At 68.7% G+C, this 22,535-nt stretch carries 14 protein-coding genes and 2 pseudogenes; 10 read left to right on the top strand and 6 right to left on the bottom strand.

What is annotated here, in order from left to right:
• Positions 1 to 2 precede the first annotated feature (2 nt).
• The 6 genes from ACQEUR_RS19430 to ACQEUR_RS19405 all read right to left on the bottom strand — a co-directional run bounded on the left by ACQEUR_RS19430 (position 3) and on the right by ACQEUR_RS19405 (position 10,954).
• On the bottom strand, positions 3 to 842 hold the full coding sequence (locus ACQEUR_RS19430) for a glycosyltransferase family 2 protein (RefSeq protein ID WP_433033012.1): 840 nt from the start codon (positions 840 to 842) through the stop codon (positions 3 to 5).
• A 2-nt stretch (positions 843 to 844) separates the two neighbouring features.
• Positions 845 to 1,855, bottom strand: coding sequence for a TauD/TfdA family dioxygenase (locus tag ACQEUR_RS19425; protein WP_433033009.1), 1,011 nt, complete (start codon positions 1,853 to 1,855; stop codon positions 845 to 847).
• The gene (locus ACQEUR_RS19420; protein WP_433033006.1) at positions 1,852 to 4,803 is read right to left on the bottom strand and encodes an AMP-binding protein; all 2,952 of its coding nucleotides are present in this window, start codon (positions 4,801 to 4,803) and stop codon (positions 1,852 to 1,854) included. Before ACQEUR_RS19420 ends, ACQEUR_RS19425 begins: the two co-directional genes overlap by 4 nt.
• Positions 4,800 to 6,779: a carbamoyltransferase C-terminal domain-containing protein gene (locus ACQEUR_RS19415; RefSeq protein ID WP_433033003.1), complete on the bottom strand. Its 1,980-nt coding sequence runs from the start codon at positions 6,777 to 6,779 to the stop codon at positions 4,800 to 4,802. Before ACQEUR_RS19415 ends, ACQEUR_RS19420 begins: the two co-directional genes overlap by 4 nt.
• A gap of 108 nt (positions 6,780 to 6,887) precedes the next feature.
• Positions 6,888 to 7,703 carry a hypothetical protein gene (locus ACQEUR_RS19410; protein WP_433033000.1) on the bottom strand — a complete coding sequence of 272 codons (816 nt, stop codon included), beginning with the start codon at positions 7,701 to 7,703 and terminating at the stop codon, positions 6,888 to 6,890.
• Positions 7,700 to 10,954 carry an AMP-binding protein gene (locus tag ACQEUR_RS19405; RefSeq protein ID WP_433032998.1) on the bottom strand — a complete coding sequence of 1,085 codons (3,255 nt, stop codon included), beginning with the start codon at positions 10,952 to 10,954 and terminating at the stop codon, positions 7,700 to 7,702. The genes ACQEUR_RS19410 and ACQEUR_RS19405 overlap by 4 nt, the downstream gene beginning before the upstream one ends.
• A 1,232-nt stretch (positions 10,955 to 12,186) precedes the next feature.
• Between ACQEUR_RS19405 and ACQEUR_RS19400 the strand changes: the two genes are divergently transcribed.
• From ACQEUR_RS19400 to ACQEUR_RS19355, 10 genes and pseudogenes are all read left to right on the top strand, one after another.
• On the top strand, positions 12,187 to 13,230 hold the full coding sequence (locus ACQEUR_RS19400; RefSeq protein ID WP_433032995.1) for a hypothetical protein: 1,044 nt from the start codon (positions 12,187 to 12,189) through the stop codon (positions 13,228 to 13,230).
• A gap of 562 nt (positions 13,231 to 13,792) precedes the next feature.
• Positions 13,793 to 15,005: pseudogene (locus tag ACQEUR_RS19395) on the top strand (OB-fold nucleic acid binding domain-containing protein); the annotation flags it as partial.
• A gap of 16 nt (positions 15,006 to 15,021) precedes the next feature.
• Positions 15,022 to 15,363 (top strand): DUF6300 family protein, encoded by a 342-nt coding sequence (locus tag ACQEUR_RS19390; RefSeq protein ID WP_433032992.1) that lies wholly within the window; start codon positions 15,022 to 15,024, stop codon positions 15,361 to 15,363.
• Between the two features lie 163 nt (positions 15,364 to 15,526).
• Complete coding sequence (locus tag ACQEUR_RS19385) at positions 15,527 to 16,378, top strand: helix-turn-helix domain-containing protein (protein WP_433032989.1); 852 nt, start codon at positions 15,527 to 15,529, stop codon at positions 16,376 to 16,378.
• Between the two features lie 23 nt (positions 16,379 to 16,401).
• Positions 16,402 to 16,602, top strand: coding sequence for a DUF397 domain-containing protein (locus ACQEUR_RS19380; RefSeq protein ID WP_433032986.1), 201 nt, complete (start codon positions 16,402 to 16,404; stop codon positions 16,600 to 16,602).
• A gap of 685 nt (positions 16,603 to 17,287) precedes the next feature.
• On the top strand, positions 17,288 to 18,079 hold the full coding sequence (locus tag ACQEUR_RS19375; RefSeq protein WP_433032983.1) for an aminotransferase class IV family protein: 792 nt from the start codon (positions 17,288 to 17,290) through the stop codon (positions 18,077 to 18,079).
• 143 nt (positions 18,080 to 18,222) lie between these two features.
• Positions 18,223 to 19,179 carry an SUMF1/EgtB/PvdO family nonheme iron enzyme gene (locus ACQEUR_RS19370; protein ID WP_433033148.1) on the top strand — a complete coding sequence of 319 codons (957 nt, stop codon included), beginning with the start codon at positions 18,223 to 18,225 and terminating at the stop codon, positions 19,177 to 19,179.
• 317 nt (positions 19,180 to 19,496) lie between these two features.
• The gene (locus ACQEUR_RS19365) at positions 19,497 to 20,093 is read left to right on the top strand and encodes a GNAT family N-acetyltransferase (protein ID WP_433032981.1); all 597 of its coding nucleotides are present in this window, start codon (positions 19,497 to 19,499) and stop codon (positions 20,091 to 20,093) included.
• 278 nt (positions 20,094 to 20,371) lie between these two features.
• Complete coding sequence (locus ACQEUR_RS19360; RefSeq protein WP_433032978.1) at positions 20,372 to 21,112, top strand: hypothetical protein; 741 nt, start codon at positions 20,372 to 20,374, stop codon at positions 21,110 to 21,112.
• 456 nt (positions 21,113 to 21,568) lie between these two features.
• A pseudogene (locus ACQEUR_RS19355) lies at positions 21,569 to 22,446 on the top strand (SAM-dependent methyltransferase).
• The last annotated feature ends 89 nt before the right edge of the window (positions 22,447 to 22,535 follow it).

The raw sequence follows: 22,535 nt of genomic DNA, 5'->3' as shown, positions 1-22,535 counted from the left end.
GCTCACTCGATGAGCTTCTCGATGCGGGCCATTTCCTGGTGCAGGGGCTGCAGGAAACGCAGGGCGGTGGTGTCGCGTACGGCGTTGCGGTTCCACAGGTCGAACTCGTCGAGCTTGCGGCGGGGTTGTTCGTCGGCGTAGCCGCGGTCCGCCCTGCCGCGGGCTACCTTGTGCGCCCATTCCTGCGCGGACTTGGTCATGTAGTGGTGGGTGCGGGCGACGTCGGCGCCGCGGGCGAACTGGGCGGAGCGCCGGCTGACGCCGTCGGAGGCACGCAGGTAGTTTCGTTCACCCAGGGGGTTGGCGTAGGCGTCGCTGTCGATCGGGTGCACGTGCAGGTGCGCGGCGACGACGTGGTCGGGCCGTACGGCGCTCTTGACCGGGGTGACGGTGGTGTCGTCGACCTGTTCCCGGCGCTGGAAGCGTTCGATCAGCGGCTGGGGACGGTAGCTGAGCTCACCTGAGGAACCGAAGATCAGCCACGGGAACCACATGGCGTCCAGGTCGGTCGCCTCGTCCAGCAGTTCGCTGAGTGTGTCGGTGAGCACCGGGACCACGTACTCGTCGAGGTCACAGATCAGCGCCCAGTCGGTGGTGCCGCGCACTCGGGACAGGGCATCGTCGTAGGCGGGCACCTGCGGCCCGTGCGGGAAGCGTTGGCGCCAGGGCACGCATTCGATGACACCGTGCTCGTGGAGCCGGCGGAGCAGGTCGGTGCCTTCGGCGTCGTGGCCGTTGTCGTAGATGAGGACCTGCTCAGAGCCGATGAGGTGCTGGTAGGCGACCCATTGCAGCAGGTACGGGGTTTCGTCTCGAGAGATCGCGATGGTGACCAGACGCATCGTCAGCCCTCCTGTTCGGCACGACGCTGCCCGGCGTCCGGGTGCTGGTGACGGGCGTGACCCAACATGCGGACGAAGTGTTCCCGTGTGCCGCGGTAGGGGTGACGGCCGTGGGCGTAGACGAGGTTGTTGACCAGCAGGACGTCTCCCGCCTGCCAGGGCACGGGATACTCCACGTCCTGGCTGATGGCGGTGATGTGCTCAATCAGGTCGTCGCCGATCGGGGTGCCGTCGCCGTGGGTGCAGTCGCGGAAGGCGGGAACGGCGCCGCGGCGCACGAGCCGGCGCAGATCGTCGGGCAGTGCCGCCGGGTGCCAGTGCAGCAATTGGTTGAACCAGACGGTGCCGTGCGCGCCGGTGCGGAACGCCGGGCGGGTCGCCACGATACGGGCGGTGCTGCGGTGTATTTCGAGTTCCTCGCCGGCCGCTGCGGCTGCCCGGGCAGCTTGAGCCGAATCGTCGGTGCCGTACAGCTGCTGCCATCTGCGGCCGGTGTTCTCGTCGCACAGGCGCACGTACCGGATGCCGGTGGTGTGCAGCCGGCTGGTGGCCGCAGCGTCCGCGCGCTGGTACACCAGCCGGGAGTCGACCAGGGTGGTGGCACCTCCGGTCACGGCGGGCGTCCGGCAGACGAACATCAGGACTCGGGGGAAGACGGCGTTGAAGCTGTTCTCGTGGTGCCACATCAGGGTCTGCCGGGAGTCGAACGGCACCGGACGGTACACCGCCTCGGCCTGGTCGGCCTGTGGGTGCTCGCCGGTCTCGAACACCGGATCGAGGGGGAACAGGGTTTCGGCGAACCGGGCGACTTCGGCAGGCCCCGCGGGGCTGCGGCCCCGGATGAGAAGCACGCCGTGCCGGTCGAGCAGAGCACGAAGCGCTGCCGCCTGCTCGGAGCTTGGCACCCGGTCGCCGCCGCTGAGCAGCAGCGGAGCGGGTGCGCCGGGAATCGTGGTGGCTGGCAGCGGCGTGATGGTGAAGTCGCCCTCGACGGCACCGGCTGGGTCGCTCACCGGGTGACCTCCTGCGCCAGGGTTGCGGTTGCCACGACGGTGTCGAGCATGGTCTGTGCGGTGCCGGCGTCGAGGAAGCGGGCGTCGAAGGCCAGCTCGACGTCGGTGGCGCCGGCGTCGCGTTCCCGCACGTACAAGGTGGTGGTGTGTGCAGCGATGCCGGGCGGGGTGCGCACGTACGTTGCGGTGGTGCCATCGAAAAGCAGCGCGGGGTAGTCGGTGTGCTGGTGCACCAGCAGGTGCCGGTAGTACGGCTGGCGGGGATCGCCGGTAGGGCGCCGCGATGGTTCGACGATCGTATCGATGTCGATGTCGCGGTGTGAGAGCAGCTCGGCCAGCACTCCGGTCGTGGCCCGGGGGCCGCGCCCGGCCACGTCCGCGGCAGGGACGACAACGGGCAGGGTCTGCACGCTCGGGCCGACCAGCAAGGCTTCGCCGGGCTCGCGCAGATCGACGTCGACGCCGATCAGGTGTGGCTGGGGAAGCCGGTGGGCGGCTAGCGCCTGACTGTAGGCCCACAACCAGGCCGCGTGCCTGCTGGCGCCGGCCGTCGCCGCCAGCGCCCCGGCGGGACGGGACACCCGGGCGATGCGGGCGGATCCGGGCACGATGTCACCGCTGTGTCGTCGCGGCAGCACCCGCCGCCAGTAGTCGCGGGCCTGCTCCGGGTTGCCGGCCGCGGCGCGGCGGGTGCGCCAGCTCAGGTACGACGGCGCCGGTGCGGGGTCAGCTGTCGGATCGGTGTAGGCCTCGGCTAGCGCCTGCAGGATCGTCGTGAGGCTGGTCCGGTCGGCGATGCCATGGTGCAGCCGCAGAGCGATGTCGGTGCGCCCGGTCTGGGTGTGTGCGGACACCCGCAGCAGCGGCTCGCCGCTGGTCAGCGAGCCGAGCGCGGCGGCGCGGCGGACGGTGAACCGGTCAACCGCGACCCTGTCGCCGATCAGCGTCAGCTTGGCACCCTCGGGGTGCACGGCGGCACGCAGCACGTCGAAACGGCCGGCGACACGGCGCAGCGCGACCTCCAGCCGCCGCAGGTCGAGTTCACCATCGATCTGCAGACCCACCGGAATCCAGAACGCTGCGGGATCCGGTCCGCCGATGCATTCGGCAACCCACACCCGCCGGGTCAGGCTGCCGGCCGGGACCCGGTCGTCTCCGGCTGCCTCATTCCCCACCGCGGCCCGGTTATCTGCGGCGGCCGGCTGCGACGATGCGGCGCGCAGCAGTTCTCGCAAACCGTCCAGGGTCGGCTGGTGGTGGAACTGCTGCGGCAGAATCCGTACGCCGGTGTGCTGCACGATTCCTGCGAGGAGTTCCAGCATGGACAGGCTGTTACCGCCGGCGGCGAAGAAGTCGCTGTCGGCATCGGCGTTCCGGGTGGCGGCCCGCCACAAGTCCGCGATGACGTCTTGGTCGCCGGTCTGCGCCGGTTCCGCGGGGCCGGCGTTGCTGGGCGCGGCGATCTGGCCGCGCAACGCGGCCCGGTCCAGTTTCCCGGACGTGGTCAGGGGCATGACATCCAGCGGATGCAGCAGTGGGGTGGCGACCTGCGGGCCGAGCGCGGCCGTGGCTGCTTGCGCGACGGCCGGGCGCAGGTTGTCGTCGGTCGTCGTGGTCCAGGCAACGTGCAACAGATCGGCTCCGCCGGCCCCGGGTGAGACGACGACGGCAGCGTGCCCGACCCCGGCGACTCCGCCGACGGCCTGTTCGATGGCGAGCGGATCCACCCGCACACCGAGGATCTTCACGTCGGTATCGGTGCGGCCGGCGAAACGCATCGTCAGCTGGTCAGCGTCGCGCACGAACAGATCGCCGGTGCGGTATAGCCCGCTAAGGCCGCCGGCGACGCTGTCGTACCGGCTCCGTTCGAGGCCGTTCTCTTCGATGTAGCCGTCGGCGGGATCCAAACCGGACAGGAATAGTTCCGTGGGCTGGTCCTCGGCCGTGCCGGCGGGCCGGTCGAGCACGGCGGTGAACGCCGGGGCCGGCACGGCCAGAGGCAGCCGGTCGGCGGCTGCGTCGGCGAGGGTCAGCGGTTGAGCGCTGACCGCCCCTCCGGTTTCGGTCTGGCCATACAGGTGGTAGACGGTGTGGGTGGTACCGGACCGGCGGTGCCACCGGGCCAGCAGAGCCGGGGTGAAGGCCTCGCTGGCCACCAGGAGACGGCGCAAGTACTCAGGGGCTCGGGCCTGGGCGTCGGTCTCGAGCCAGTGCGTGAGGGCGGTCAGCTGGCTGGGGGTCAGATCCAGCATGGTCGCCCGGGCCTGCTCGGCGGTGTTCAGCAGCTGGTGCGGGTCGAATCTACGTGCCGGGTTGGTAATGACGATCTGTGCGCCGTGCAGCAGCGGCAACAGCAGCTGCCGGATGCTGGAGGAGAAGGTGAACGTGGCGGTGTGCACCGCGCACTCGTCAGCGGCGACCGGAATGCGGTCCCGCAGGCCGGTCAGCACCCCTGCGCTGGTGGCGTGGGTGACTGCGGCCAGCTTCGGTGTCCCGGTGGTTCCCGACGTCGCCAGCACGTAGGCGTGCCGGTCGGTCAGCGCGGAATGCCGGGGGCCGCTGACCCCAGTAGCCCGTACCTGGTAGCCGTCCGGCCATCCGGGCGGCGCCTGTCGTCCGGCGGCGACTTCCCACCGGGCGCCGACCCTGGCGGCCAATGTCTCGTCCTCGTCGGCCCGTGCGGGCACGGCGACGGCCCTCGCCTGCCACAGGCCCAGCAGCGTGGGCAGCCACAGCGGTCCCCGGGGCAGCCGGATCAGAACCGGGTCGCCGGGCTCGATCCGGCCGGCCAGGTCCTCGGCGACGGTGGTCGCCGCCGAGGTGACCTCGGCGTAGCGAGCCGTCCATCCGTTCTGCGCGGACATCGCGATGCGGTGATGATGACGGGTGGTTGCCGTCGACCACAGATTTAGCACGGTTGGCCCGGCAGGTCGGTGTTCGGCGGTCATGCCAGCTTCCCGACTTCGTACTGCGGCAGCGGCCACGCCGTCTGAGGCGTCGCCGGCACCCCTGCCCACTGGAGTTCGCCGGTGCGGCGCAGGTCCAGCGCCACGTCGACCAGGTCGTCGGCGTCCACCCCGAAGTCTGCCGCCAGTTCGGCGATGGTCGCGTCACCGTCTGCGGCGGCCAGCAGCCGCTCGGGCAGGCCGCCGCGCGCCGGCTTCACGGCAGCGACCGGCCGCAGGGTGCGGTGGTCGGGACCTCGCACCTCGACCGGCCCGAGAAAGACCGCGTCGAGCCGTGAGCCGTACAGGCAGTCCAGCGCCTCCCTGGGGCGTTCGACGATCGGCATGCCGCGCAGGTTGAACGAGGTGTTGAGCACCATCGGCAGGTCCGTGCGTAGTTCGAATTCCTCCAGCAGTCGGCGCAGGTTTCCGGGCAGGAGCTCGTCGACGGTCTGCACTCGGCAGGTGCCGTCGACGTGGACGATCTCATTGACCTGATCGCGGCGTTCGGTGCGTACCGGCCACACCATGAGCATGAATGGGCTGTCGGGGTCGGCCATGTCGAACCATTTCCCGGCCTGTTCGGCGAGGACCGCGGCGGCGAAGGGCCGGAACGATTCGCGGAACTTCACCCTGGCGTTGAGGGTGTCGCGCATGCCGGGGATGCCGGGGTGGCAGAGGATCGAGCGGGCGCCCAGGGCGCGGGGGCCGAGTTCGCCGCGGTTGTCGAACCAGCCGATGATCTCACCGGCGGCGATGGCGGCTGCGGCGGATCCCGTTGCGGCGGGCTCGGACGGGTGCTCGATGGCGCGCAGACCGAGCTGTCGGGCCAGGTCCGGCACGTCGGTGCCGGTCAGTCGGGGCGGGCCCAGGTACACGTGCCGTAACCGGCGCTCCTCCGGTGGCGGGGGCGTGCCATCGGTCAGGACGTGGTGGGCGTAGAGCGCGGCGCCGACGGCGTTGCCGTCGTCGGTGGCCGCAGGGAAGACCGACAGCCGCTCCACAGGGGTCTCGTGGAGCAGTCGCGCGTTGAGTACCGAGTTGAGGAAGCAGCCGCCGCCGAGCACCAGCGAGCGTTGCCCGGTTCGCTGCACTAGGTCACGGACTAGCCACAGGCATGCCTGCTCGAATTCCGACTGGATTTGGGCGGCGACGTTGCGGTGCAGATCTTGCAACGGCGTACCGGCCGGGCGCGGAATAAGGCGAACGCCGGTCGCGTCCCGTGCCGCCAGGCCTAACTCGATGAGGCTGTCGATGGCCGGCCCAAACGACGGTCCCTCGGCGGTGACGTCGATGAACAGGGGACGCTCGCTGAGCCGGTGGCCGTACGGGGCCAGCCCCATGGTCTTGCCCGCGTCGTCGTAGGTGCCGCCCCGTTCGTAGAAGCCCAGGGCCAGGGTGACGGCCCGGTAGACCTCGCCGATGCCGCTGAGGTGATCGGGCAGGCCGATGTTGCCGTCGGGGCGCAGCCGCCCGGCGATGCGTTCGCTGTGCCGGACGGTGCGCAGTATCGTCTCCGGCGCCTTGCCGATCTGGAAGGAGAACCCGGTTTCCCGTTCACGGCCGGCGTCGAGTAGCGATCCGTACGCGTCAACGACCAGGGCTGCGGCGCTGTCGTAGCCGGAGGTCCAGAACGCGGCGCTGGCGTGCGCGAGGTGATGACCGGGGTGTGGCAGGCTCAACCGGCGGCCGGCCGGCACGAGCAGGCCGAGGGTGTCGGTGAGCCGGTCCTCGTCGTTCTGGCCGCGTGCCTCGGTCGACGTGGCGATCCAGTAGTCGACGTCGCCGTGGCTCAGTCCCACGCCGGTTAGGACGTCACGGGTGAGCTCCGTCATCGCGGCCGGGTAGGCGTGAACGGGGACGACGCCACGTTTTACGCGGCTGCTGCGCTCCAGAGCGCAGGCGGCCAGAATCCGGCCGTTGCCGAGGACACAGATGCTGCTGTCGTGGCTCAGGTTGTACCCGACGATGACTTTCATGAGCTCTCCAGGCGGGCGGTGGGACACCGGTCCCGAGTGGGGGCCGGCGAGTACGGTGGCGTGTCCTGAGGGGCCAGGCCGGGCGGGAAACGGGTGGTGCGGGTTGAGTCAGCGCTGCGGACTGAACATCCAGTAGCCCCACATGAGCGAGCGGCGGGTGACGCCGTCCTCGCCGCCGGCCACCCCGTGCAGGGAACGGGCGGTGTTCGGCATGACGAAGGCGCGGTTGGGCCGGAACTGCACGTGGCCGGCGGGCTGGTGGCTGGCGTTCAAGCTGAACTCGACGGTGTTGCGGGTACCGTCGTCGTGGTAGACGGCTGTTCCCCACAGCCGGGAGGACTCGGCGGTGATGGGGCCGGACAGGTCCAGGTACAGCACGATGGTCAGTAGCTTGTGCAAGGCGTCGAGGTGGGCGCCCAGGGCTTCGTCAGCGTCCTTGCCCTGGTCGAGGTTGGCGTACAACACGAAGCCGGGGTTGGTGGCATCGGCCACCCGCGGGTCCAACAGGTTCTGCTCGACGATCGGGGCGAAGCGCGTGAACAGTGCGCGCACGAACCGGGGGGCGCGCGCGGCGCGGGCGATGCCGTCCCACAGGGTGTCGCCCTCGTCGCTGCCGGGTTTCCAGTCCTGCAGCTTGGATGCCTTGCGCGATCCCACGTACTCGGCTCCGGGAATCTTCGGCGGCGCGAACGACAGCGTGTCGAAGTCGCGCAGCACCTGGCGGTACAGGTTGCTCGGCAGGAAGCCGTCGATGGTGGCGGTGGGGAACGGGTCGTCATTCTGCACGACCCTCTCGACCGTGCCGGACAGATCGGCGACGTCCGAGCGTCCCACGTCGCCGGGGCCGGCGATGTACGCATCGAGGAACGCGGCGACCTTCGGGAACCGTTCGATGTCCAGCGGCGCGGGCATGGTGGTGGTCATGCGGGCTCCTTCCGGGAGTCAAAGCGGTCGCTGACGAGGTTCGCCAGCTGCTCCGCACTGGGCTTGTCGAAAATGTCGAGCAGGGTGATGTCCTTGCCGAGCCGGGCGCGGACGGCCGCGCACAACCGCAGCAGGTCGATGCTCTGAGCACCGGTAGCGAACAAGTCGTCAGCGGGGCCGACCCGCCGGCCCAGGACCGCCGAAGCGATCTCGGCCACGGCGTCGGCCGTGACGGCTGCGGCCGGTGGTTCGGCGGCCTGGTCCTGGTCAATGAGCCGGCGCAGAGTCTTGGAAATTCGGCCGGCCAGCTCAGCGGCGCGGGAATCGTCGTAGACGCCGGCACGCCAGTCGATCCGGACGGTCACCGATCCGGTAAGCGGATCGCGACCGCAGAAGATCGCCAGATCATGCTTGGCCGGGCCGGGCGCCACCGGATGCGGTTGCCAGCGGATCGAACCCTGATGCACGGCGAATGGGGTTTCCACCACCAGAGATACCTGGAACGCCACCGCCGAAGGATCGGCGGCCCGCAACAACGTGGCGACGGCTGCAGGATCCGCACCGGCGCGACCGGCCACGTCCACCAGCAGCCGGTGCCAGGTGCGCACCCAGCCCGGGCCGGGGTCGTCAGGCACGTCGGCGGGTACCGGCAGGGAGGAGACGAAACATCCGGCAGCGTCAGTGTCGGCTCCGGTACGCCGACGCGTGACTGGAACGTGAACAGCGAACCGGGTTCCGGTCATGTCCTCGGCCAGAGCTGCCGCGGCGGCAGCGCTCAGGATCGCCGCGGCGGGCAGCGACATCCGCCGCGCAGTGCCGGAGATGTCGCCGGAGTCGGGCAACAGCCGGATGAAGCTGCCCGCGCCAGCGCGTGGGTCGCCGTCGCGCAGCCGGCTCAGCGATTCGCTGGTCAGAGCCCATGCGACGATGGCGGCGTCGTCCACGGCCGCGCGTCGTGCAGCGTCGGTGACGGTGGTGGGTGCCCACCGGGCGTAGTACCGGTCGACGCGCACGGGTCCGCCGGTCCGGACCCGATCGAGCGCACGGTTCCAAAGCAGCGCCACCGATGCCTCATCGGTGACTACATGGTGCGCGACCAGCGCGCAGACTCCGCGCTGTCCCGCATCATCGTCCATGGTGTGCCACAGCCTGATTTCGGCCAGCGGCGCGCCGGAGAGCACGTCGATACTGCGGTCTCGGTGCTCGGCCAGGCGGGCAGCGACAGTCTGGTCAGCGGCTGCCGGATCCATCCGGCGCAGGTCGGTGACGGTCACTGCGGGGACATCGCCGACCTGCGCGACGATTTGGTACTGCTCGTCGAGGCCGAACCGCCAGCGCAGGATCTCTGTCCGGGCGACGGTTTCGCGCAAGGCCTCAATGAGGGCGCCGATGGACGGCAGGGTGAAGCGGGCTGCGGCGACGGTGGTGTACGCCGCGTTACCGGGCTGCCAGCCTTCGGCGGCAAGGATGTTCAGTTGCGCGGCTGAGGGGGTTTGCGTCGTGCTGGGGGATTCCCGTGTGCCAGTACAGTCGGGCACCGGCGTGCCGGTGCCGTCGCCGGCGAGTGCGGCAGCCGCGAAGTCGGCGAAGACCGGCTTGTCGAAGATGAGGCTTACCGCGAGTTCCGCGCCGATGAGGTCACCGGCTCGTCCTGTCATGACCAGGGCGGTAATAGAGCTGGCGCCGGCGGCGAAGAAGTCGGTGTCGTCGCCAACGTCGTCACCGAGCAGTTCGCGCCACAAACCGGCCAGCGCCGCACGCCCGGTGGCCGATCCGTTGGGCGACCCGCTGAGGGCTCCAATCCGGGACTCGCTTGTGCGCTCGATGAGCTGGTCCGTGAGCGTCTTGCGGTCGACCTTGCCGTGGGCGGTCAGCGGAAGTGTCGCGCGACTCTGCCAGTCGGCGGGCTGCAGGTGTGCAGGCAGCAGACGGCGCAGGTGCTCGCGGGCCTTGTCCAGGTTCAGTTCGGATCGCTGCTGCACGACGGCGATGAGGGCGCCGTCGGCGAGCACGGCGGCCGCCGGGCTCTGCGTGACGGTGCGCAACGCTGCGTCGATTTCGCCGAGTTCGACCCGGTACCCGTTGACCTTTACCTGGTCGTCGTACCGGCCGAGGAACACGTAATTACCATCACCGGTGCGCCTGACTCGGTCCCCGGTGCGGTAGGACCGGGGACCGGGTCCGGCGCCGGTGAACGCAGCCGCGTCGGCGTTGAGGTAATCACTGGCCACACCGGGGCCGGTGATGACCAGTTCGCCGGTGTCTCCGGTATCGACGGGGCCCGGACGCAGGGTGAAGGTGGTGGCCGGGAACGGGCGTCCGATAGGGACTGGGCCGGACCACGGGTCGCCGGGGTGCACCTCGTGAGCGCTGCAGGCCACGGTGGTCTCGGTCGGGCCGTACTCGTTGTGCACGGTCAGACGGCTGTGCCGGCGGACCTCCTCCAGGTCTGTGTAGTCCAGGGCCTCGCCGCCGACGATGAGAATGCCTTCCACCCGCTGCCATTGCTCGCGGGTGAGCAGACCGGACAGGATGCGCAGCTGGCTGGGTGTGGTCTTGGCCAGCACCGGCCGGCCGGACCGGCGCAGCAGCTCGGCCAGATCCTGGGTGCCGACGGCCGAGATTCCCGGATTGCGGGTGACAAGGGGCATCAGCAGAGTCGTCAGGGCGGCGTCGAACGTCGGCGGCAGCTGGGTGGGCACGAGCATGCCGGTCCGGGGGACGCCGTAGGCGGCTTGGATGCTGTCGAGGTAGTACGACAGGTTGGCATGCGAGACGGGCACGCCTTTGGGGCTGCCTGCAGAACCGGAGGTGAAGAGGACATACGCCTCGTCGCCGGCGTGCGTCGTGACCGCCCGGCAGATCGGCCCGTCGACACTGCCGGCGTTCAGGCGAAGCCACGATCTGCCAGGGCCGGGAAGATCGGTACGGGGTTCACTGGCGGCGAGCACCGCCGTGGCTGAGCAGGCGCGCAGGATCTCGTCGAACCGGTCGGCCGGTTCGCGGGGGTCGACGGGTACGAACGAGGCCCCGGTCCGCCACAGCGCCAGCATCGCGGTCAGCATGTCCGCGCCGGCAGGCAGCGCGAGCGCGACGCGTGCGCCGGTTCGGACGCCATGCTCGGCCAATGCCTTCGACAGGGCCTTGGCCTGCACCTGGATCTGCCCTGCGGTGTGGTCACCTGCGTCGTCTGTGATCATCAGATCGCCGGGGAAGCTGGTACAGCGGTGCTCAGCAATGGTCGGCAGCAACGGCGTTCCTCACCTCAAGGTCGAAGGATCGGTCCTGTGGCCGGGGCCGGGGCCGGCTGCAGACTGAGTGCCACCATGGCCCCGGACGCCACCCGGAGGTCCCGCAGGCCGTCGCCGAGGGCGCTGGCACAAAACCCGTCTCCCGGCATTGGAGTACCGACGCCGATCACGACGGGCTCGCGCACCAAATTCACGACAGCGCCGCTCGACCGGCTCGATCATTGTGGACATGCGAGCTCCGGTCTATGTGGCGACATGGCGACGAGGATCGAGCCCGACCGAGACGATCGTGTGATTCTGGATCCAATGCGCCAATGTGGCATTTCGTGCACTCGGTGAGCCTCCCCAGCCCCGGCGAGACATCTTTGGACCGCAGCCAGTATCCTCCGTAGTCGGCTGATCTCGTAAGGTGACGAACGGGCACCTTTATACGCGTGAATTGCCGACCTCGACCGTGGCGCCCGGCCGGATCGGTCCAGCCGTTCGCGGAACAGTTCAGACCGAACGGGCTCGCACATACGCAGCCGCCACTGGACGCGCTGCGGGCAAGCGTCCGGCAATTCACTGCACTCGTTGACGGCGTCGACCGTCAACCAAAGTGTCCGCCTCGGACCCTCGAACTTGGGCTGTGCCAGGTCGGCGGCAGCCACCGGGCCGGACCGGTGCAGAACTTGAGTCACTCGCGATCCCTCCGACTGGGGCCGCCCGCACCAGCAGGCGACACGGTTGGGGCCGGTCGCACCGGCGAATCCTCCTCGACCTTGACGGCCTCCGGTCGGTCTGAGGAGTGGATGGTGAGGTGCCGCTGGTGCGGATCGCCGTTCACTTGGTGCCGGTGGTGCTTTTCCTTCCCCGACTCCGCGCCGACCGCTACCGTCGGACCCGTGGACGCCTTAGCGCCGCAACGAAACGAGCGGCTGCACGACCTACTCCGGCAGGCAGGGTGGCGGCCAGAAACCCTGGCACGGCGTCTGAACGCCGAGCTGACACCGCGCGGCAGGAGCCCCATCCACGAGAAGACCCCGCACAAGTGGATATCGAGGGGCGACGTCCCCTACGGCGACGTACCCGACCTGGTCGTGCAACTCCTATCGGCCGCCCTCGGCGCGGACCTCTCCTACGAGGACGTCTGGCCGGGAGCACGTCGCCACCCGCAACCCGCCCTGCCGGCGGACCACTCGATGGATCTACCCTGGGACTGGTCCGGCCTGGTCACCATCCTTGGAGGACCCGTGCCGACCCGCCGCACCATCATCGCGTTGACCGGCGCCGCGCTGACCAACCGAGCCTGGTCCGCGCTCGAACACCCCGCACCGACTCTGGTTTCCGCCGCAGCCAATCGGCCTGTCACCCCACCGCTGCTAGAAATGATCGACTTCGTGGTTACTCAAGCTCAGAGGCTTGACGACAACCAGGGGGGCGCCGCGCGCATCTTCGTCGCCGACCAGTTCTCTGCGGTGGCCCGGCTACTTCGGAGCGGATCCTTTGGCAATACGACCGGCCGGCGTCTGGCCGCCGCCGCCGCGCAGCTAGCGCAGACGATCGGGTTCATGTCGTTCGACGCCGCCGAGGACGCACAGGCGCAGCGCTGGTATCTCACCGGACTGCGAGCCGCGCACGCAGCCGACGACCGTGCGCTCAGCGCCAGCATCCTGGCCCTCATGTCCAACCAGGCCGCCGACGCAGGACACGCACTTGACGCGCTTCAACTCGCCTCGGCGGCCCAGGAAGCCGCCGCCGCCGCGCCGGCCGCTGTACGGTCCCTAGTCACCGCCCGCAGCAGCCTCGCCCACGCAGCGGCGGGCGACCTCACCGGTTTCTGCCGTATGCGTGAAACAACCCTCGAACTACTGGACACCGATCCCGGCGCTCTACCGCCTGGCTGGGCCTCCTACATCGACCCGGTCGAACTCGACGCCATCATGGGACGCGGACTCGTCGTGCTCGCGGACCGAATCCCGAGCCGACGCAAGCAGCTACTTCGCGACGCGTCGCAGCTCCTGTACACCCGAGCCCACACCGATCCCACCGAACCACCACAGCGGTCGGCGCTGCGTCACGGTGCCTGGCTGAGCCTGGCACAGACGGCAGCGGGCGACCTCGACCAGGCGGTGGGAACCGCCCGGATGGCACTCGCCCGGCTGCCGGTTGTGACGTCGGTACGAAGCGTCGAGCTGCTGCACCGGCTGCGCGAAACCCTCGCCAACGACGGCAGGCGGTCAAGGGCAGTTCAGGAACTGCTTCGAGAGTTGCAAGAGCTACGGCGAACTCGGTAGGCGCCGTCGACCCCGTTTCGATCGGCAGCCTGGTCAGCGATGTCGCGTAGGTCCGGACGGGCCGTATGCTGGCAGGACGTCGATCGACGACTGCAAAATCATTTCGCCCGACGACCTCATCGGACACGGGGTGCGAGCACTGTCTTTGCGGGCCAAGGCAACTCCTGTCCCCAACCCGGATGCGACGACTAGTACTCCAGCAGGAAATCCGTACCGACCTCATCTGACGGTGTGGTCCAGCCGTGGCCCCGTCCTCGCACGGCAAGGTCCTGCCAGCGCCGAGCAGACCACTCGCCGTCGAAGGCGCCCGCGCCCTTCACCCACTGAAAATTGTTGATTCCGGCCGAGGCTCCGGGGCCCTGCCCTCAGCCATGTGGACTCGCTCCGGCAGCTCAACTGGCCTCGCGTCGCCGCTACTACTGCACTCCACGTAGCCGTCACGGGCCTGCACGGCGGCACGGCGGTCCTCGACGATCTGAACTACCCAGGTGATGCTGCGGCTCGCCCCTCGCTCGTGTCACAGCCCGTCCGACCCGCGGTTCCGGCCAGGCAAAGCCCGCTCCGATCGTCCAGCGCGGCGTACGGCCTGGTGTCGTGCTGTGGACCGAGTACCTCAAGGCTAACTATCCGGCCGAGTACATGAGCGCGTTGCTGACCTCGGCGACGACAAGGACAAGTCGGCGGTCTACCTCGCCGAGTGCCGCCGGATGGGCATCAAGATGCTGCCGCCGGACGTCAACGAGTCCAACGCCCGGTTCGCCGCCGTCGGCAAGGACATCCGGTTCGGTCTGGCCGCGGTCCGCAACGTCGGCACCAACGTGGTCGAGTCGATCCGGCGGTCCCGCAAGGAGAAGGGCGCCTTCACCGACTTCTACGACTACCTGCGCAAGGTCGACGCGGTCGCCTGCAACAAGAAGACCGTCGAATCGCTGATCAAGGCCGGCGCCTTCGACTCGCTCGGGCACACCCGCAAGGGGCTGCTCGCCGTGCACGCCGACGCGATCGACTCGTTCATCGCGCTCAAGCGCAACGAGGCGGTCGGCCAGTACGACCTGTTCGGTGACGCGTTCGGCGGCGGCGGTGACGGGGCCGGCGGGGGCGGCATGGTGGTCACCCCGCCGATCCCGACCGGCGAGTGGGACAAGACGGACCTGTTGACCTTCGAGCGGGAGATGCTCGGCCTCTACGTCTCCGACCACCCGCTCTTCGGGGTGGAGCACGTGCTCTCCGCCGCGGCGGACATGCCGATCTCCGCGCTGGCCGAGGAGGGCAACGTCGCCGACGGCCAGGTGCTCAACCTGGCCGGCATCCTCTCCGGCGTCCAGCGCCGGATCACCAAGCAGGGCCGGGCCTGGGCCTCGGCCACCCTGGAGGACCTCGGCGGCGCGGTCGAGGTGCTCTTCTTCCCCAACACCTACGAGGTGATCGGGCAGTACATCGCCGAGGACGCGATCGTGGTGGTCAAGGGCCGGGTGGACCGGCGCGACGACCAGCCCCGGCTGATGGCGATGGACATGTCGATGCCGGAGATCACCGCCGCCGACGAGGTCAAGCCGATCGTTCTGGCGCTACCGCCGTCGCGCTGCACGCCCCCACTGGTCGAACGGCTGCGTGAGGTGCTGACCAGCCATCCCGGCTCGGCCGAGGTGCACGTCAAGCTGGTCAACGGCTCCCGGGCGACCCTGCTGCGGCTCAGCCCGCTGCGGGTCGCGCCGACCACCGCGCTGATGGCCGACCTCAAGGCGCTGCTCGGCCCGAGCGCCGTCGCCGGCTAGACCGAAGCCGCGCATCGTGCACGTCAATGTCGAGAACGACGACGAACTCGTCTGCCCAACGTGCGGCCAGGAACCATGCCTAGCAGCGTCACTGCCCACCCCAGCCGGACACACCTCAGTGATCCTGTGCCCCCGCTGCAACGCCAATTCACCTGCCGCCGACACCGTCACACCGCTGCTGGCCTGGTTCGCCCTCCACGAGGCAGCAATCGATCAAAACCTCGACGAGTTGGCCGCCCTGGTACGTCGTTGGCTGGAAGAGGTGAGCCGGCCGAGCGTCCCCGACGCCGCTCTGCGGGCTGCTCTGCGCCAGTGGGAGCGGCGAGCGGTGAGCTTGGACGGCTCTCAGCGGGCATAGCGGAGCGCTGTAGCGCGGGTTCGCCAATCGTCGGCGTCGTCTTGCCGTATGAGCTGGCCGGTCTTGTGGATCCGTGCGCTCTGTCGCGACGAAGACGTCGATACGACGGCCGCTAGTTGGCTTGGTTGACTTTCCGCTGGCTCGGGGTGGCACACTTCGCGGTATGGGCAGGGGACCTACGGTACCGCGTCGCCGGCTAGGTGCGGAGTTGAAGAGCCTGCGCGAGGCGACAGGACTCGCACCTGAGGACGCCGCGAAGCGGGCCGACGTGAGCGCCAGCGCGGTGTGGCGGTTGGAATCCGCGAAGGTGCAGAAGCCGCGGGTACCGGTGGTGCGTTCGTTGTTGATGGCCTACAAGGCGTCCCCTGATCTGGTCGAGGTGCTGGTGCAGCTTGCGCGGGACGCGGGTCAGCCTGGCTGGTGGCACCAGTACGGCGACGTCTATCCCGACTGGTTCGAGGTGTACGTCGGTCTAGAGGCTGAGGCCAGCAGTATCTGCCTGTTTGAACTTCAGCTCGTCCCCGGGATCCTGCAGACCGAGTCCTACGCCAGGGCGACGATTCGGGCCGAGTACAGCAAGGCCACCGAGGAAGAGATTAGGCGCAAGGTGGCCTTTCGGATGAAGCGACAGGCGCTGATCGAGGGTGCGGACCCGCCCCGCATCTGGGCGGTCGTTGACGAGGCCGCGCTGCATCGTGAGGTGGGTGGCCGCGAGGTGCTGCGCGGGCAGCTACAGCACCTGGTAAAGCTTGCGTCCCATGCTGCGGTGACCTTGCAGGTGCTCCCGTTCTCTGCCGGCGCGCACCCGGCGATGGGGCAGCCGTTCGTGATCCTTTCGTTCGGTGACTCCTCGGCGGAGGTGGTGTACTTGGAAAATTACGTCTCCGCGTTGTATCCGGAGCGGTCCGACCAGATCGAGCGCTACAAGGTGGCGTTCGACCACATCCGGGCCGCTGCGCTGGCGCCTGGTCCGTCGGCCGACCTCATCGCGCGGCGGATGGAAGAGCTCGGATGACAACGGTGAAGGGAGGGCGCGGGATGTCTGTCGACCTGTCTCGCGCCGGGTGGCGCAGGAGTTCGTTCAGCAACGGCCAGGGGAACTGCGTCGAGGTCGCCGAAACCTCGATCGGCGTGGGTGTGCGGGACTCGAAGGATGTTGCGGGGCCGACGCTCGTGTTTGACCGCTCGGCGTGGGCGGCTCTCATCGCCGAGGTGAAGGACGGTCGTCCGGGCTGCTGATCACCCAAATGGAACCCACGAAGGGCGCCCGCTGGGCGCCCTTCGTTCTATCCGTCCTGGACACGCCTTCGCCCCCACGCAACCCCCGTAGCGAAATTTTCGATACGGGGGTTGCGTCTCGCCGTTCGCGATACAACACTGTGGTCAGTGTCCGCAAGATGGCCCCAATGTTGTACTGCCAGCAGAGCTGCGGCGTTGGGTGCTGGACAGGTGATAGGTCCCTGCCGGAGCGCTCCGGCAGGGACCTATCACCTGTCCTGTGAAGCCCCATCCCCAAGGTCAACATGGGGCTGGTTGACACAGCGGGCAGGGGAGGGAGCCGGGATGGCAGTCGTCACAAACGCCGAGCGCCGAGAGGTGTTCTTGATCCCGGACAACACGTTCTCCGCCACTAGTTGCTTCGGGCACCTCGGGTCCGATGCCGTGGGCTGCATCGGCACCTCCGCAGGGGCCGGTGCATCGGGCTGGTGTGGCGCGGTGCGTCAGCTCACGGACGCGGCGAGGGGTCCGCGCATCCCCGGTCGCTCCGGCGCCGCTTCGTTGCGGGCGGGCGTGCATTTTAGATCGCGGGCCAGGTAAGCGGAAGCGTCTAGTGCTGCACTCTTGCTGAACCAACGCCGAACCTTTGCGGCGGCATGACTGCCCGACAGTGGCGCCGTCATGTCTAAGTGCCACGATGGTGCTCATGATGGAGCTGGATGGTGTACCAGTTGCGACGAGCGACCTCGGAGCGCTCGCGCTGGTCAACTACGGACATTTTACGTCGATGCGTATTGAGGGCGGGCGGGTTCGGGGACTCGATTTGCATCTAAGTCGGCTGTTTGATGACAGCCGGAGAATTTTTGGGGTGAACCTTGACATCGATAGAGTGCGAGCGCTCGTGCGGAAGGCGGCCCGCGAGGTGCGGAGACCTGTGACGATGCGGGTCACCGTCTTCGACCCAGACCTTAACCTCGGACATCCGGCCGGCGACGCTCATCCTCGTGTGCTGATCACTTTGAGACCCGCCCCCATCGAGGCCGCGCCGCCAATCAAGCTGCGAACCATCCGGTACGAGCGGGATCTGCCCGAGGTGAAGCACACCGGGCTGTTCGGCACCGTGTATCAACGACGCGCTGCGCAGGAGGCAGGATTCGACGATGTTCTCTTCGTAGGGTTCGACGGATTTGTGACCGAGGGAGCCACCTGGAACATCGGCTTCGTCAGCAACGGGCGGGTGAGCTGGCCGGCAGCCGACTGCCTGCCGGGGGTCACGATGCGTCTACTGAGCGCTGCGATGGAGCGGGCGGGGATCGAGGTGCAGCGGGAGACGATCGCGCTTAGTCAGCTTGCTGGTGTGCGCGCCGCCTTCATCACTAACGCTGCTGTCGGAGTACGAGCCGTTCAAAGCATCGACGGAGTCGAGTTGGGCGATGGCACAGGCTTCGTCGACCGGCTGCGCAAGGAGTACGCCGCGATCGAGTGGCAATCGTTGTAACAGCTAGATTTCAGTCTCTAGCAACCTGAGTTCGCCAACGTTGACGGGACAACGCCAGATGTGGTCATGTGGATGCCTATGTCGATCAAGGGTCTGACGGAGGCTCAGATCTTGTTGATCAGAAGGACTGAACCTTGACGGCCGTGGGAAAGTGGTCTGGGCGCGAGACGCGGGCGCTGCGGCAGGCGAAGCGGATGAGTCTGCGGGAATTTGCCGCGTACCTCGGGGTCAGCGACCGGACGGTGTCGAAATGGGAGGCGGGTGCAGAGCGGATACAGCCCCGCCCGGATAGCCAGGCCATGCTGGACACGGTCTTAGAACGTTCCGGCGATGAGGTGCGAAACCGATTTGATCTACTAATCGAACGCGAGGCCGCCGCGCTGGGCGCTCTCATGCGGGATCAACCCCGACCGCCGGTGAACGCTCCAGCGCCTCTTGCGCAACTGGGCGGAGGGCGAGTCCATCCACGCACGGGCAAGAAGATGATCCAAGTGGAGGCTGGTCCCTTTCTGTTCGGACCATACAACAGGGTCGTGGAACTGCCAACTTTCTATCTCGACGCGACTCCGGTGACGAATGCCGATTACGCCCGGTTCGTTACTGCTGCGTCATATCGTCTTCCTGACCACTGGAGAGGCGGCCGCTGTCCGAGTGAAATCGAAGATCATCCAGTGGTGAACGTGACTCATTGGGATGCGGAGGCGTACTGCCAATGGGCCGGGGTGGGCCTGCCCACCGAGGAGCAGTGGGAGAAGGCGACGCGCGGCGTGCATGGGCAGACTTATCCTTGGGGTGATCAGGCGACGGTCGCGAAATGCAATGTACGTGAGTCAGGTATCGGGCGGACGACACCCGTGGAGCGCTACCACAGCGGCGTTAGCCCATATGGTGTGTACGACTTGAGCGGCAACGTGTGGGAGTGGTGTCGAACCGAGACTGCTCCGGGTCGCTACGTACTCAAGGGCAGTGCATTTACCAGTCCTTTTAGGATGGCGGCTGGCGCCGCGAGCAACGATGCATCCGTTGATATGTTCGATGACGACACCGGGTTCAGATGCGCAGTGACACCTGATGTCTTTGGGTCTGCAGCGCCCGCGTAACTCTTAAGCTCCGCCACACAACGGGCGACCCGGCCCCGATACGGCGGCGTGCCGCGTTGTAGGTTCTGCGCGGATGCAGCAACGGTTCGGCAGGGGGACCTTCCGCCTGCTCGTGGTGTTGAGCAGGCTGGAACCATGCGAGTAACCGGCAGTCGGCGCCGAACTATCGTCAGTGCCCGCCGCTGTGGCACCGGCCGGCCCGCCAAAGGCTCCCCGTGGGCCTCCCGACCGGCGACGTGCGCGGGCAGGGGTGCCAGAAGCGTGCCCACGCCGATGATCGTGACCGGCAAGCCGGAGCTGGTGGAAGGCGTCCGGCGATGACTCGGCCCCGTATTTTGCCCGCCGCCCCGGACCAGGCCGAGCAGGTCGCCGCGCTGATTGCAAAGGCGATCAGGCCGTCGGCCATCTCGCAGTGGCTCGTTCCGGACCCGGACGCACGGTTGTCCGTGCTCACCGCCGACTGTTTGATCTGGGTGCTGCACGCATTCGAGACCGGCACGGTGTACGTGGCCGAGGACGTCAACGGCCCTGGCGTTACCGGCGCCGCTGTGTGGTTCGACCGTACGCGGGATCTGCGTCCACCGGCACGCTACGAGGAGCTGGTACGCAGCATGTGCGGTCCGTGGGCGGAGCGGTTCTTCGAGTTGGACGAGGCGTTCGACAGTGTGCATCCGACCGCGCCGCACGAGCACCTGGCCTACCTGGCCGTCGTCCCGCCCTGGCAGGGCAAGGGGATCGGTGCCGCGCTGCTGGCCCAGCACCACCTCCACCTGGACGCGGTTGGCTCCCCGGCCTACGCGGAGGCCAGCGAGCGGGCCGTCGCGCTGTATGCCCGGCACGGCTACCGGCAGCTCGCTCCGGTGCATCTGCCCGACGGTGGGCCGCCGTTCTGGCCGATGACCAGATCAGCTTGATTCCCCCTGACGTGGGGTGGGGTTCCGCCGGTTCCGGCGCGGCGGAACCCCATCCCACCCCAAGTCCGCAGTGATATTGACGTGAGGAAGCGACTGCCATGAATCGCGAACCCACCGTTTCTGCATGTCACGGCAGACAGGGCGATCCTAGGTCGAGGACACCCGGCCTCGGAATCTCGGTCGCGGTGGCTGGCGGAAGCGATCGAGCAGGTCGCCACAGCCGAGATGACCTAGCTCGATCTGGCCGCGCAGGCCGCCCATACCCGGGAGCGACTGTAGTGACAGGGCACTCGTCTGCGATCGGCCCCGGTCTGCGGATCGTCGCGTCTCGGCGGCTGCAGACCCCCGTCTGCTACTACGAGGACGAGGCTGACCGGCGGCTGGTGACCGTTGTGGGGACTTGGCCGATCGGGGCGTCGTCCTACTACGCGCAGCTACGCGAGATCATCGCCGACCGGGCGGCGCAGGGAGCCGCTGTGCACTACGAGCGAGATCTCGCGTGCCCGCCCGAGGACGAGGAACGCGCCACTGCCGATGAAGGACGGGTGCTCGAACAGCTCGCTCGCGCGGTGATCCTGCAAGACCGCCGCGCGGGCGAGATCGGGGGGTGGGTCGACCGCCGGCGCGGACTGCAACCCTCGGACGGGTGGCACGGTCACGACGTCCGGGCCTCAGAGCTGGTCCGCCTCGCTGGGTTGTCGGAGATGCAACCGGTGGCGGAGGGGGCCTGTCGGCGCATGGCCTGGCCGGATGGGGCGTGGTGGGGTCCGCCGCGGTACCGCCTCGCGGTGGTGGGCGCTGCGCGTCGGGCCGCGCGCCGACGATTCGGCGGGCGTCGTTTGCCAGGTGAGCATCATCCGGCGCTGCTGGGCTACCGGGCGGGCCCGGCCATCGATGCGCTCAACGCCGGGACGGACCTGGTCCTGGTGTGGGACGTCGAGGTGTTGCCCACTCTCTGTCCGGAGTTGGCCAGGAACTGCTGGCGTTCCAGGATCTGCCCGCGATGCGCGGTGGCCTGATCGGCCCGGTTACCACCCTGAGGGCGCCGCGATCGCGGCGACTGGTGCAGCTGGCCGGTGCGTCCGCCACGCATCGCCGGCGGCCGCCGCCTCGTCCCTGGCCGGCGGAGCACCGGAGCGTGACCGGTGATCGGGTCGCGCTCACCCGGCGACGGCGGCGAGGTGCTGCACGGCACCGCCTGGTACGGCCGCCACCGCCGACGCAAACGCCCCGACGCATGCCTTGCCCCACCGCAACCTGACACCCCCGGCGACCGGTGGGTCTCCTCGCCACCCTCCGCCACGACCACGAAAGAAACCGCCCCCCGATGATTGCCCTGCCTCGATCCACACGCCGTCTGGCGGTCACCGCCGTGGCCGTGCCCGTCCTACCCGCCACAGGCGCCTGCGCCGCGAACACCTTCGAACCGCCGGCGATCGGTCAGCGGCCTGGCCAGCGCGAGCGGGGGCACCGCGATGGGTGAAAGTCTCCAGCCGTTTCCCCGCGTACCGGTGCCCCCTGCGGCAATCGTGACGTCAGGTAGCCCCGCTAGCCACCACCGGCCGATCGACACGACAACGCCGCATCCGGCCCGCCGCTACGACTACCTGCTCGGCGGCAAGGACAACTTCGCCGCCGACCGGGAGTCGGCGGAGGCGCTGCTGCAGATCTACCCAGGCGCCCGAACCGCGGCGCTGGAGAACCGCCAGTGGATGCGTCGGGTGGTGACCTACCTAGCCGGCGAGGTCGGGATGCGGCAGTTCCTCGACATCGGCACCGGCATCCCCACCTCGCCGAACGTGCACGAGGTGGCACAGGCCATCGCCGCCGATTCGCGGGTCGTCTACGTCGACTACGACCGGCTGGTCCTCCGCCACGCCCAGGCCCTGATGACCAGCTCCCCGCACGGCGCCACCGCCTACATCGAGGCCGACCTGCGCGAGCCGGAAACGATCCTGGCCCACCCCGACCTGACCCGGACGCTCGACCTCACCCGGCCGGTCGGGCTCCTACTGTTGCCGTGCTGCACTTCCTCGACGACGCCGACAACCCCTACCAGGTCGTTTCCCAGCTGGTGCGGGCGCTGCCGCCCGGCAGCTACGTGGTCCTGTCGCACGCCACCGCCGATTTCCTTCCCGCTAAGACCGCTGACCGGCTCACAGACCTCATCGGCACCGGCGATCACGGCACCCTCCGGCTCCGTACGGAGGCGGAGATCGCCCGGTTTGTTGCTGATATGGAGCTGGTGGATCCCGGTCTGGTTCCGATCGAGCGGTGGCGACCGGGCCAGCCGCCACAACCACAGGCGTCGGTGAAGGCCACGGGCGTGTACGGGGTGGTGGCCCACCGATGAGCGGTATCGCGGCCCCCCGCCGTGTCGGCCGAAGGTCAGCCCTCCGATGACCCGTCACTACCATCCACAGCCCGAGTCTTTCCTCACGC

Origin of the sequence: Plantactinospora sp. CA-290183, from assembly GCF_050936375.1 — a bacterium.
In the GTDB taxonomy this organism is placed as follows: domain Bacteria; phylum Actinomycetota; class Actinomycetes; order Mycobacteriales; family Micromonosporaceae; genus Plantactinospora.
The sequence above is the reverse complement of the archived record's forward strand: the minus strand, read 5'-3'. Positions and strand labels throughout refer to the sequence as shown.